At 54.7% G+C, this 11797-nt stretch carries 13 protein-coding genes and 2 tRNA genes; all 15 read left to right on the top strand.

The genetic code is table 11. The features are described from left to right. Positions 1-11 precede the first annotated feature (11 nt). A complete protein-coding gene (gene ruvA / locus G5171_RS13030) occupies positions 12-626 on the top strand; it encodes a Holliday junction branch migration protein RuvA (protein WP_216979491.1) in 615 nt (204 codons plus the stop codon). A gap of 8 nt (positions 627-634) precedes the next feature. Next, positions 635-1645, top strand: a complete 1011-nt coding sequence (gene ruvB / locus G5171_RS13025; RefSeq protein ID WP_005335744.1) for a Holliday junction branch migration DNA helicase RuvB — start codon at positions 635-637, stop codon at positions 1643-1645. Positions 1646-2579: 934 nt separating this feature from the next. Further along, positions 2580-4136, top strand: coding sequence for a cytochrome ubiquinol oxidase subunit I (locus G5171_RS13020; protein ID WP_421244377.1), 1557 nt, complete (start codon positions 2580-2582; stop codon positions 4134-4136). Positions 4137-4147: 11 nt separating this feature from the next. Beyond that, positions 4148-5284 carry a cytochrome d ubiquinol oxidase subunit II gene (gene cydB / locus G5171_RS13015; RefSeq protein ID WP_033113517.1) on the top strand — a complete coding sequence of 379 codons (1137 nt, stop codon included), beginning with the start codon at positions 4148-4150 and terminating at the stop codon, positions 5282-5284. 14 nt (positions 5285-5298) lie between these two features. Next, positions 5299-5415: a cytochrome bd-I oxidase subunit CydX gene (gene cydX, locus G5171_RS13010; RefSeq protein ID WP_005304933.1), complete on the top strand. Its 117-nt coding sequence runs from the start codon at positions 5299-5301 to the stop codon at positions 5413-5415. Beyond that, positions 5402-5713, top strand: coding sequence for a cyd operon YbgE family protein (locus G5171_RS13005; RefSeq protein WP_041202810.1), 312 nt, complete (start codon positions 5402-5404; stop codon positions 5711-5713). Before cydX ends, G5171_RS13005 begins: the two co-directional genes overlap by 14 nt. A 105-nt stretch (positions 5714-5818) precedes the next feature. Continuing rightward, positions 5819-6226 (top strand): tol-pal system-associated acyl-CoA thioesterase, encoded by a 408-nt coding sequence (gene ybgC / locus G5171_RS13000; RefSeq protein ID WP_337073798.1) that lies wholly within the window; start codon positions 5819-5821, stop codon positions 6224-6226. A gap of 1 nt (position 6227) precedes the next feature. Further along, a complete protein-coding gene (gene tolQ / locus G5171_RS12995) occupies positions 6228-6905 on the top strand; it encodes a protein TolQ (protein WP_216954450.1) in 678 nt (225 codons plus the stop codon). Continuing rightward, positions 6905-7351 (top strand): protein TolR, encoded by a 447-nt coding sequence (gene tolR, locus G5171_RS12990; RefSeq protein WP_005335733.1) that lies wholly within the window; start codon positions 6905-6907, stop codon positions 7349-7351. The genes tolQ and tolR overlap by 1 nt, the downstream gene beginning before the upstream one ends. Positions 7352-7356: 5 nt before the next feature. Next, positions 7357-8487: a cell envelope integrity protein TolA gene (tolA, locus tag G5171_RS12985; RefSeq protein ID WP_216979490.1), complete on the top strand. Its 1131-nt coding sequence runs from the start codon at positions 7357-7359 to the stop codon at positions 8485-8487. Between the two features lie 95 nt (positions 8488-8582). Then, positions 8583-9908: a Tol-Pal system beta propeller repeat protein TolB gene (gene tolB / locus G5171_RS12980; protein WP_005335728.1), complete on the top strand. Its 1326-nt coding sequence runs from the start codon at positions 8583-8585 to the stop codon at positions 9906-9908. 49 nt (positions 9909-9957) lie between these two features. Further along, entirely contained in the window at positions 9958-10482 is a 525-nt protein-coding gene (gene pal, locus G5171_RS12975; protein ID WP_005304908.1) for a peptidoglycan-associated lipoprotein Pal, read from the top strand. Positions 10483-10640: 158 nt separating this feature from the next. Beyond that, on the top strand, positions 10641-11444 hold the full coding sequence (ybgF, locus tag G5171_RS12970) for a tol-pal system protein YbgF (RefSeq protein ID WP_421250999.1): 804 nt from the start codon (positions 10641-10643) through the stop codon (positions 11442-11444). A gap of 174 nt (positions 11445-11618) precedes the next feature. Beyond that, a tRNA-Lys gene (locus G5171_RS12965) sits at positions 11619-11694 on the top strand. Positions 11695-11725: 31 nt separating this feature from the next. Continuing rightward, positions 11726-11797 (top strand) — tRNA-Val (locus tag G5171_RS12960).

The following is an 11797-nucleotide window of genomic DNA, read 5'->3' as shown; positions in this document are numbered from 1 at the left end:
AGGAGAGAGCCGTGATTGGTCGCTTGAGAGGCATTGTCATTGAGAAGCAGCCCCCCGAGGTCCTGCTGGAAGTGGGTGGGGTTGGCTATGAGGTGCAGATGCCGATGAGCTGCTTCTATGATTTGCCGGAGATCGGCAGGGAAGCGACCATCCATACTCACTTTGTGGTGCGGGAAGATGCCCAACTGCTCTATGGTTTCAACCACAAACAGGAGCGGGCGCTGTTTCGCGAGCTGATCAAGACCAATGGGGTTGGCCCCAAACTGGCACTGGCTATTCTCTCCGGTATGACCGCGACCCAGTTTGTGCTGAGTGTCGAACGTGAAGAGATAAGCTCCCTGGTCAAACTGCCGGGGGTCGGCAAAAAGACCGCCGAGCGGCTGGTAGTCGAGATGAAGGATCGTCTAAAGGGCTGGGTCAGCCATGATCTCTTCTCCCCCGCCATGGTCACATTGCCAGCCAGTGAGCCTGAATTGCGGGCGCCGGGTGTGACCGAAGAGGCAGCCAGTGCGCTGGTTGCCCTTGGTTACAAGCCGCAACAGGCGAGCCAGATTGTCAGCAAGATCGCCAAAGAGGGTATGTCGGTGGAAGATATCATCCGTGAATCTCTTCGTAGCCTTGTGTGAGGTAGTTGATGATTGAAGCAGACCGCCTCATCTCGGCCAGTGCCGCCCGTGAGGATGACATTATTGATCGGGCCATCCGCCCCAAGAAGCTGGCTGACTACACCGGTCAGGATACCGTCTGCGAACAGATGGAGATCTTTATCGAAGCGGCGCGTCAGCGGGGTGAAGCGCTTGATCACCTGCTGATCTTCGGCCCGCCCGGTCTGGGCAAGACCACCCTCGCCAACATCGTCGCCAACGAGATGGGGGTCAATATCAAGACCACTTCCGGCCCGGTGCTGGAGAAAGCGGGTGATCTGGCTGCATTGCTCACCAACCTTGAACCGAACGATGTATTGTTCATCGACGAGATCCACCGTCTCAGCCCGGTGGTGGAGGAGGTGCTCTATCCGGCAATGGAGGATTACCAGCTCGACATCATGATCGGAGAGGGGCCAGCGGCTCGCTCCATCAAGCTGGATTTGCCCCCCTTCACCCTGATCGGCGCAACCACCCGGGCTGGTTCACTCACCAGCCCGCTGCGAGATCGTTTTGGTATCGTCCAGCGTCTTGAGTTCTACAACGTCAAGGACTTGACCGATATCGTCTCCCGCAGCGCCCGTTGTCTGGGACTCGATATGACAGAGGATGGAGCCATCGAGGTCGCTCGTCGCTCCCGTGGTACTCCGCGGATTGCTAACCGCTTGTTAAGACGGGTGCGCGATTTTGCCCAGGTGAAATCCGATGGCCGCATCGATGGTCCCATCGCGGCTCGCGCCATGGATATGCTGGATGTCGATAACGAGGGGTTTGATTTTATGGACCGCAAGTTATTGTTGGCTGTGATAGACAAGTTTATGGGGGGGCCGGTGGGTCTCGATAATCTGGCCGCCGCGATCGGGGAAGAGAAAGATACTATCGAAGATGTGCTGGAGCCTTATCTGATCCAGCAAGGGTATCTGCAACGTACACCCAGAGGACGGATTGCGACCACACGAGCCTACGCTCATTTCGGTCTTCAGCGACCAGATGAGAAGTAAAAACAGTCGTTTGAACATGAAACCGCCGTCAAAGGCGGTTTTTTGTTATGCGGGCCAAAAAAAGCCCACGGCGGATGCGGTGGGCAAAGACAATTCAGGATGGATGTTCACAGACAGTGAGTGCGTCTGGACACAGACCGGAAAATAAACAGGTGAGCCGTCGCGAGCTCTCAGAGTCGGTTCAGTTGATAGAGCTGCACAAAGGAAAGCTTGTAGTAACGGATGGTTTTAGCAACAAACTTTTTCATCTTCGATTCCAATAGACAGGTTCAAATTGATGGTCGAATACGTACCGTGAACCCGGATTAACCGGCCTGTATCCAAGGGGATGCCCTCACTGCGAGGCGCATTGTAGGAGTTCGAATCGACCTGGACAAACAAGAAAAATTGCAACCTTCAAATTAGTTTATCTAATGCCTCGCTTGATGAAATTGGTTCGCATGAGTATGCATTATTTGCAGTTTTAAATTGGATTTTTGAATCAGATTGACTGACCCGGATAACATGGAAAAAGGCGCGTTATCGACACTTTTCAAATTAAACGAGGTAGCCGGATGTTAAATTCTTAAATTGATTTAAATCAATATTTTACGCTTTATCATCTTTTGTGATCTGGCTCTCTTCAATAATCGTGAAATAGATTAAACATGGCTTTGAAAGCCATGTATTTCGGGTCCTTTTACATTGATTTCAATCAAATAAAGGTGATATAAAAACCCGGTCATAATGGGCGAGAATAAATTGAAGCTGATTGTTTTGTAATTGTTAAACATTAGCTTTATTTGTTTTCCTGTATTGCCTTGTTGTTAATATTGGTGGTTACTGAAAGTGTTTTGTTGTGATGCGTCTCAATGGGGCCCATTCGATAACCCCCAACGGAAGCTTTGTCCTTAAAACTTAAAATAGCCGTGCCAATAATCGGTGAGGAAACATCATGATTGCTGAGCATGTGGTAGACCTATCGCGGTTCCAGTTCGCTGCGACGGCCCTTTATCACTTTTTGTTTGTACCCCTGACGCTGGGAATGGCTTTTCTCCTGGCGATCATGGAATCCGTCTATGTGATGACCAACAACACCATCTACCGGGATATGACCAAATTCTGGGGTAAGTTGTTTGGTATCAACTTTGCCCTGGGGGTTACCACAGGCTTGGCCATGGAGTTCCAGTTCGGGACGAACTGGGCGTATTACTCCCATTATGTCGGCGATATCTTCGGGGCTCCGTTGGCCATTGAAGGGCTGATGGCCTTCTTCCTGGAGTCCACCTTCGTCGGTATGTTCTTCTTTGGTTGGGATCGTCTGAGCAAGCATCAGCATCTGGCTGCCACCTGGTTGATGGCACTGGGTACCAACCTCTCCGCCCTCTGGATCCTGGTTGCCAACGGCTGGATGCAAAACCCGGTCGGTGCCGAGTTCAACTTTGAATCCATGCGGATGGAGATGATGAGCTTCGCTGACGTGGTGCTCAACCCGGTTGCCCAGGTCAAGTTCGTCCACACTGTGGCGGCTGGCTATACCTGTGGCGCCATGTTTGTGCTGGGTATCTCCTCCTACTACCTGCTGAAGAATCGTGATGTGGCGTTTGCCCGTCGCTCCTTCGCCATTGCCGCCGCGTTCGGTATGGCTTCCATCGTGTCCGTGCTGATCCTCGGTGACGAATCCGGTTACGAGACCGGTGAAGTGCAGAAGGTTAAACTGGCCGCTATCGAAGCCGAATGGGAAACTGAACCTGCTCCGGCCGCCTTTACCCTGTTCGGTATTCCGAATCAGGAAGAGATGCGCACCGACTACGCCATCAAGATCCCTTATGCGCTTGGTATTATCGCGACCCGTTCTCTGGACGGTCAGGTCACCGGTCTGAAGGATCTGAAGAGCGAGCACGAACTGCGCGTTCGTAACGGTATGACCGCTTACGATCTGCTGACCAAGCTGCAATCCGGTGACAAGTCTGACGAGACCCGTGCTCGCTTCGACGAAGTGAAGCAGGATCTGGGCTACGGTCTGCTGCTCAAGCGCTACACCAGCAACGTGACCGATGCGACCGAAGAGCAGATCAAGGCCGCTGTGGATGACTCCATCCCGCAGGTACTGCCGCTGTTCTTCGCCTTCCGCATCATGGTTGCCGTCGGCATGCTGATGCTGGTACTGATTGGTATGGCCTTCTATGACAGTGCCCGTCACCAGATCGGCAAGCGCAAGTGGCTGCTCAAGGCTCTGCTGTGGGGTATCCCGTTGCCGTGGATCGCGATCGAAGCTGGCTGGTTTGTTGCTGAATATGGTCGCCAACCGTGGACCATTGCAGAGGTGTTGCCGACTTCCCTCTCTGCATCCAATTTGCCTGCAGCCGAGATCTGGTTCTCTCTGATCGGTATCTGCCTGTTCTATACCGTACTTCTGGTTATCGAGATGTACCTGATGTTCAAGTATGCCCGTCTTGGCCCCAGCAGCCTGAAGACTGGCAAGTATCACTTTGAACAGATCAAGGCATAAGGAGAGCGACCATGTTTGATTACGAAACTCTGCGTGTCATCTGGTGGGCTCTGGTCGGCGTACTGCTGATCGGTTTTGCCATCACTGACGGCTTCGACATGGGGGTAGGCGCACTGCTCCCGTTCGTCGGCAAGAAAGATGTCGAGCGCCGCGTGATGCTCAACACCATGGGGCCGCACTGGGAAGGTAACCAGGTTTGGCTGGTCACTGCCGGTGGTGCCTTGTTCGCCGCCTGGCCGATGGTGTATGCCGCGACCTTCTCCGGCTTCTACATCGCGATGATCCTGACGCTGATGGCGCTGTTCCTGCGTCCGGTCGGTTTCAAGTACCGCTCGCTGCGTGCTGATGCCAAATGGCGCAGCAACTGGGACTGGGCCTTGTTCGCCGGTAGCGCCGTACCGCCCATCGTCTTTGGTGTGGCCTTTGGCAACCTGTTGCAAGGCGTTCCATTCGAGTTTAACCAGTTCATGATGTTGACCTATCACGGCAACTTCTTTGGCCTGCTGAACCCGTTCGGCATTCTGGCTGGTCTTGTGAGCCTGTTCATGCTGCTCACCCAGGGTGCAACCTGGTTGATGATGAAGACCGATGGTGAAGTGCTGGCGCGTTCCCGCACTGCCGCCATGATCTGCTCACTGGTGACCCTGGTGCTGTTTGCTGCCGCGGGTTGGTGGGTAAGCGGTATGGAAGGGTATGTCATCGTCAAGGCTGCCGCGACTGACGCAGTATCCAACCCGATGAACAAGGAAGTTGTCCTGCAGGCTGGCGCCTGGATGAACAACTACACCCTCTATCCGTGGATGGTGGCTGCCCCTGTACTGGGTCTTGCCATGAGCCTGCTGACTGCGCTGTTTGCCCGTATGAACATCGGCTGGCTGGCGTTTACCAGCTCCTCGCTGGCGATTGCCGGGGTCATCCTCACTGCCGGTTTCTCCATGTTCCCGTTTGTGATGCCCTCAAGCCTTGAGCCGTCACTGAGCCTGACCATGTGGGATGCTACCGCCTCCTTCAACACCTTGCAGGTGATGACCGTGGCTGCAGCAGTCTTCGTACCGATTGTGCTGGGTTACACCATCTGGACTTACATCAAGATGTTTGGCCGGGTAACCAACAAGCACATCGAAGATAACCAACAATCTCTCTATTAAGAGGTGCGCTGACAATGTGGTATTTCACCTGGATCCTGGGGCTGTTGCTGGCCTGTGCATTTGGCATCATCAATGCGCTGTGGCTGGAACACACCGAGAACATGGATCGTCAGATCGATGAAAACAAGTGATCGACTCGCCAGGCTCGCCGCTCCACTGGAGCGGCAGCCGTGGCAGGGGTTGATGTTACTCGCGGCGGCCTTGTTGGCCGTCGCTATTTTACAGGCCCCCAATCTGATCGCGGCCAACACCAGCGAGCATGGTCTCTGGCTTGCTCCCTGGCTGATGTGGGCCGTCTGTTGTGGCGTACTTAACGGGCTTGGCTTTCATCTGAAAAGCCTGCCCGGACGTGTGCTGTTCAATCCCTGGCTCGCCTGGCCCAGTTTGTTGTATGGCCTCTGGCTGACACATTCATATTTCCTTTCATAAAAAACGGGGGGAGGCAGGATTTCCCTGCCTCCCCCTGCTTCTTTCCTATTCAGCCCTGCGCTATGATAGCCCCCCATCTGACTGTCGAATGGATCACAGATTGTTATGGGGGAAGTCTTTGAGTTTCCGGTGCGTGTCTACTACGAAGACACCGACGCCGGGGGCATCGTCTACAACGCCAATTATCTCAAGTTTATGGAACGTGCTCGCACCGAGTTTCTTCGTGCCAAAGGGGTCGAACAGGACGTCTGGCTGCAGGAGGGATATGCCTTCGTGGTGAGCCGAACTGAGATCGATTTCCGCTCGGCGGCCCGTTTTAATGAACTATTGAATGTATTAACGCAAGTGATTGAAGTGAAACGCGCATCCCTGCGTTTTTCGCAGCAGATCCTGGCGGCTGATGGACGACTCGTCACCCAGGCTTTGGTACAGATAGCCTGTGTGAGTCGTCCGCAAATGAAACCTGTAGCTATACCTGAAAAAATCAAGGGAGTGCTGTTAAGTGCACGCTGAAATTTCGTTTATTGGCCTGTTTTGGCAAGCCAGCCTGTTGGTAAAACTGGTCATGATCACCCTGATGAGCATGTCTATTGTCTCCTGGGCGCTGATTATCCAGCGTTCCAAGGCGATCAAGGCGGCCAATCTCGCATCGGAACAGTTTGAAGATCGCTTCTGGTCAGGGGTCGATCTCAATCGCCTCTATCAGGAGTCCTCTTCCCGCCGCGATGACATCGAAGGCATGGAAGATATCTTCTACTCCGGCTTCAAGGAGTATGCTCGCTTGCTCAAGGCCGGTGCCCGTGGTCAGGATGCGGTGATGGATGGTACCTACCGCGCCATGCGCGTCTCCCTCTCCCGCGCGGTAGATGATCTGGAATCCAACCTGCCGGTGCTGGCGACCATCGGCTCCATCAGCCCCTATATCGGTCTGTTCGGTACCGTATGGGGGATCATGAACGCCTTTATCGCCCTAGGTCAGGTGCAGCAGGCCACCCTGCAGATGGTGGCACCGGGTATCGCGGAAGCGCTGATTGCGACCGCCATGGGTCTGTTTGCCGCTATCCCGGCGGTAATCTTCTACAACCGCTTCTCCAACAAGGTCGAGCGGCTGGAGAACGCCTACGCCAACTTCATGGACGAGTTCACCACCATTCTGAACCGTCAAATTGCTCAGCAGCAGGGTGATCAGTAATGCAAACCTATCAGCGGATCCGGCGCAAGAAGGTGGCCGAGATCAACGTGGTTCCCTATATCGACGTCATGCTGGTGCTGCTTATCATCTTTATGGCGGTCACGCCGGTGATCACGCAAGGGGTCAAGGTGGATCTGCCGCAGGCTGAGTCCGAGCAGTTGCCGGAAGATGCCAAGCCGCCCTTCATCGTAAGCGTCAATACCGAAGGCGAGTATGTCATCAAGGCTGGCGAAGCCGATGACGAGCCGGTGCCAAGTGGCACGCCAGAGGCGATGCAGCAATACATCACCGAAAAAGCCATGGGCTATCTGGCGATCAACCAGAATGCCCCCGTGGTGGTCGCGGGTGACAAGGCCGTGCGCTACGAAGAGGTGATCCTGTTGATGGTGGCCCTCAAGAATGCGGGTGTGCCTCAGGTTGGCCTGATGACAGATCCGGTGAACTAACGGAGATGGATGTGAAGCGTGGTATTTCCGGTTATCTCATCGCGTCGTTTCTGCTGCACCTGATCATCGGCATCATCCTGTTTGTCGGGCTCGATTTCAGCAAACCGAAACGACCCGAATCGAAGGGGCAGATCGTCAATGCCGTCATGCTTGATGAGAACTTCCTCAACGAGCAGGCCAAGCAGATCCAGCAGCAGAAAGCTCAGCCCAAGCCGCAGAAGGTAGAGAAAGAGAAGGATAAGGAAGATACGGATCTTGCCAAACGCGAACTAGCCCAGCAGCAGGAACGGCTGCGTATTGCCGAGGCCAAGCGGAAAGAAGCAGAAGAGGCGACCCGCAAGGCCGAGGCTGAGAAGCAGAAAAAAGTTGCCGAGCAGAAGCGGGCGGAAGAGAAGGCGCAGAAAGCCGAGGAGGCCCGCAAGCTGGAAGAGCAGAAGGCCAAGAAGGCGGAAGCCGAGCGCAAGGCTGCTGAAGAGGCCAAGGCACTGGCGCTGAAGAAAAAGAAAGAGCTCGAGAAAAAACAGGCGGAAGAGAAGGCTAAAGCCGAGGAGGCCAAAGCCAAGAAAGCGGAAGCTGACAAGAAGGCCAAGGCTGAGGCAGAGAAGAAAGCCAAGGCAGAGGCTGAGAAAAAAGCCAAAGCCGAGGCTGAGAAGAAGGCCAAGGAAGAGGCAGCCAAAAAGGCAAAAGCTGACGCAGAGAAGAAAGCCAAGGCTGAAGCCGAGAAGCAGGCCAAGATCGCGGCAGAACGCAAACGCAAAGCGGCCGAGGAGGCCAGACTGCAAAAAGAGATGGAAGCCATGATGCAGCAGCAGCTGGCGGCTGAAGCCAATGCCCGCAGCCAGGCTGCCTCTGCAGCGGCACAAGGTGAGGTCGACAAGTATGCGGCGCTCATCAAGGCCACTGTTGAGCGGTATATGATTTTGGATCCCACCATGCGGGGCAAAACATGTACTATCGGCGTACGTCTTGCGAGCAGTGGCTTTGTTATATCGGTAGATAACGGCCAGGGTGACCCGGCGGTCTGTCGTTCGGGTAAGGCGGCTGTTCTGAAAGCCAATCAACTGCCAGTGCCCAAGGATCCTGCGGCATTCGAGATGTTGAAGGAATTTAACCTGAAGTTAGAACCGAGTATCTAAGCGTGATAAAACGAGGTTGCTTGCCTCCGGTTGGCAACCTCTCGCCGAGAAAGGAATTTAACCTCTCATCTATATTGGAACCGAGTATTTAAGCCATGATCAGAAAAGTATTTTTTGCTTTGGTTGGCTGTTTGTTGCTGGGCCAGAGTGCCCAGGCGGCCCTGGACATCGTCATCACCGGCGGTATTGATAGCGCACGCCCCATCGCCGTTGCTCCCTTCAAGTGGGAAGGTAACGGGCAGTTGCCGCAGGACATCGCGGAAGTGGTCTCCAACGACCTGATGCGCAGCGGCAAGTTCAAGCCGCTGGCCCGTGGCCAGATGCCGCAAACCCCGAGCAGCAGCAGCGAGATCAACTTCGCTCCCTGGGCCTCCCAAGGGGTTGAAGCCGTGGTGGTGGGTTCCATTTCGGCAGTCGGTGACGGCACCTACAAGGTCAACTTCGAGCTGGTCGATGTGCTGAAAGGCCAGCTGGCCAAGGCGCAAGGTGGCGAGAGCAACGGTTACATTTTGGATAGCCGCATGGCGACCATCCCGGGTGCCCAGATGCGCCAGTTTGCCCACCGTATCTCAGATATCGTCTATGAGCGTCTGACTGGCGAGCGCGGTGCCTTCCTGACCCGTCTGGCTTACGTCTCCGTACAGCAGGGTACCCAGTTCCCGTACCAGCTGCGTATTTCTGACTACGACGGTTACAACGAGAAGACCCTGCTGCGCTCCCGCGAACCGTTGATGTCTCCGGCCTGGTCGCCGGATGGCAGCAAGCTGGCTTACGTGAGCTTCGAGAACCAGAAGTCCGAAATCTATGTGCAGGATATCTACACTCAGCAACGCAGCCTGATCACCAGTTTCCGCGGTATCAACGGGGCGCCGGAGTGGTCTCCGGATGGTCGTCGTCTGGCTATCGTTCTCTCCAAAGATGGTTCACCGAACCTCTATGTGGTTGATGTCGCTAGCAAGCAGCTGACCCGCGTCACAACCAGCCGTGTTATCGACACCGAACCCTCCTGGATGCCGGATGGGCAAAATTTGTTGTTCACCTCTGAACGTGGTGGCAAACCCCAGATTTATAGCGTAAATTTGGCGACTGGTATGACTCGCCGGATGACTTGGGAAGGTGAATCCAACCAGGGTGCATCCATCACTCCTGATGGCAAAATCATGGTGATGGTGACCCGTGTTCAGGGACAGTATCGTATTGCCCGTCAGGACATGGAAAACAATGCCCTGTTGGTCCTTACCCAGAGCGCTCTGGATGAGTCGCCAAGTGTGGCTCCCAATGGCAGCATGATCATTTATGCCACCATCTATCAGGGTCGTAAGAGTCTCGCGTTGGTGTCGACTGATGGTCGCTTCAAGGCTGTGCTTCCGACCAGTAGCGGTGAAATTCGTGCACCAGCTTGGTCGCCCTTCTTGAATTGATAAAAATCCAATTGTTTTTTGTTTTGTTATAAAGGTTTAAGGAAATAGCATGCAACTCAATAAACTGCTCAAGGGTTTGGCCATCGCACTGCCACTGTTCACCCTGGCCGCTTGTAGTTCTTCTTCTGATTCCGACGCTGCTGGCGCTGAATCAGGTATGACCGACGGCATGGGCGGTGTACAAACCGGCGGCGCCAACGGCATGTTGTCCCCGGAAGAGCAGATGCGTCAGAAGTTTGAAGCACTGCAGCGTGACAACGTGATCTACTTCCCGTTCGACGGTTACGATATCCAGGGTCAGTACGCTGATCTGCTGGATGCCCACGCCAGCTACCTGCGCGAGCGCCCGAGCGTTAAAGTCCTGATCGAAGGTCACGCCGATGAGCGCGGTACTCCGGAGTACAACATCGCCCTGGGCGAGCGTCGTGCCAAGGCTGTTGCCAAGTATCTGCAAACCCTGGGTGTGCAGGCCGAGCAGCTCTCCATCGTCAGCTATGGCGAAGAGAAGCCGCTGGACATGTCCCACACCGAGGATGCCTTTGCCAAAAACCGCCGCGCGGTTCTGGTTTACTAAGGTTTAAACCGAACGAAGTTCGTTTATATGCAAGCGGCCATTTCGATGGCCGTTTTATTTGCACTAAACGCCAAGGTTTGATCCGAATGAAATCTGCATATGCGAGCGACGATGGCGCTGGCCGTTTTATCTGTACTAAACGCTAAGGTTTGATCCGAATGAAATCTGTGTACAAGCAAGCTGTCGTTGCGCTGGCAGTATTGGTTGCTCTGAATGCGCAAGCTGCGGCTCCTGTCAGCGATCTGGGCGGTGACTCGGGTGGTGGCGTTGTCCTTAGTGGCAACAACGGCGCCATCGTGCCCACCGGTAGCCTGGAAGATCGGGTTGCCCTGCTGGAGCGCACCCTCAATGCCCGTCTGCGACTGCAAGCTGAATTGCAGCAGCAGGTCGACTCCCTGCAAGGGGAGGTCTCTGAGCTGCGTGGTCAGCTGGAGCAGCAGACCTACCAGATGGAACAGTCGCAAGAGCGCCAGCGTCAGCTCTATCAGGAGCTCGACAAGGTCGCCAGCAGCCAGCAGGCTGCTCCGGCTGCCGCGGCCCCTGCAGCTGCCTCTACACCTGCCGCCGCAGCCAATTACTCAACCAATCAGGATGAGAATCAGGCCTACGATGCAGCGGTCAACATGGTGCTCAAAGAGAAGAACTACGACAAAGCCATTCCGGCTTTCCAGGGCTTCATCAAGCAGTACCCCAATTCGGGCTATGTTCCCAATGCACACTACTGGCTCGGCCAGTTGCTGTTCAACAAGGGTGACAGAGCCGGCGCCTCGGCCCAGTTCTCGACCGTGGCCAACAAATACAGCAAATCCCCCAAGCGCGCCGACGCTCTGCTGAAGCTGGGTATGCTGGCGCAGCTGGATGGCAAGAAGGCGGAAGCCAAATCCTTCTATGAGCAGGTGATCAAGGGCTATCCCAACACCTCGCCGGCCCAGTTGGCCAAACAGAGTCTGGCCAAGCTGTAACATTGCTGTATGTCACTGTTTTCGTAACGCTACTGTAAAAACAGCTCGTATTTGTACGCACAGTGAGCAAACGGATTTAAATTACGAATTTTCTGTTGCACCGGAAATTTAAATCCGTAATATAGGCCGCCGTCAGAGCCGAAGCAGTAATGCAGTCGGAACTGGTCGTGGTGAGGGTCGTTAGCTCAGTCGGTAGAGCAGTTGACTTTTAATCAATTGGTCGCTGGTTCGAATCCAGCACGACCCACCATTTTCTCCACTCGGTGGAGACAGAATTCCCAGGTCGTTTAGCTCAGCTGGGAGAGCACCTCCCTTACAAGGAGGGGGTCACTGGTTCGATCCCAGTAACGACC

The sequence above is a fragment of the Aeromonas sp. 600774 genome, from assembly GCF_049175075.1.
In the GTDB taxonomy this organism is placed as follows: Bacteria; Pseudomonadota; Gammaproteobacteria; order Enterobacterales; family Aeromonadaceae; genus Aeromonas; species Aeromonas veronii_A.
Note: the sequence above shows the minus strand (reverse complement) of the source record. Positions and strands in the feature narration are given on the sequence as shown.

What these genes read in the sequence shown, in the direction of transcription:
- pal (WP_005304908.1), top strand. Translation starts at nt 9,958, where the DNA reads ATGCAACTCAATAAACTGCTCAAGGGTTTGGCCATCGCACTGCCACTG.
- tolB (WP_005335728.1), top strand. Translation starts at nt 8,583, where the DNA reads ATGATCAGAAAAGTATTTTTTGCTTTGGTTGGCTGTTTGTTGCTGGGC.
- cydX (WP_005304933.1), top strand. Translation starts at nt 5,299, where the DNA reads ATGTGGTATTTCACCTGGATCCTGGGGCTGTTGCTGGCCTGTGCATTT.
- G5171_RS13005 (WP_041202810.1), top strand. Translation starts at nt 5,402, where the DNA reads ATGAAAACAAGTGATCGACTCGCCAGGCTCGCCGCTCCACTGGAGCGG.
- ybgF (WP_421250999.1), top strand. Translation starts at nt 10,641, where the DNA reads ATGAAATCTGTGTACAAGCAAGCTGTCGTTGCGCTGGCAGTATTGGTT.
- tolR (WP_005335733.1), top strand. Translation starts at nt 6,905, where the DNA reads ATGCAAACCTATCAGCGGATCCGGCGCAAGAAGGTGGCCGAGATCAAC.
- cydB (WP_033113517.1), top strand. Translation starts at nt 4,148, where the DNA reads ATGTTTGATTACGAAACTCTGCGTGTCATCTGGTGGGCTCTGGTCGGC.
- G5171_RS13020 (WP_421244377.1), top strand. Translation starts at nt 2,580, where the DNA reads ATGATTGCTGAGCATGTGGTAGACCTATCGCGGTTCCAGTTCGCTGCG.
- ruvB (WP_005335744.1), top strand. Translation starts at nt 635, where the DNA reads ATGATTGAAGCAGACCGCCTCATCTCGGCCAGTGCCGCCCGTGAGGAT.
- ybgC (WP_337073798.1), top strand. Translation starts at nt 5,819, where the DNA reads ATGGGGGAAGTCTTTGAGTTTCCGGTGCGTGTCTACTACGAAGACACC.
- tolA (WP_216979490.1), top strand. Translation starts at nt 7,357, where the DNA reads ATGGATGTGAAGCGTGGTATTTCCGGTTATCTCATCGCGTCGTTTCTG.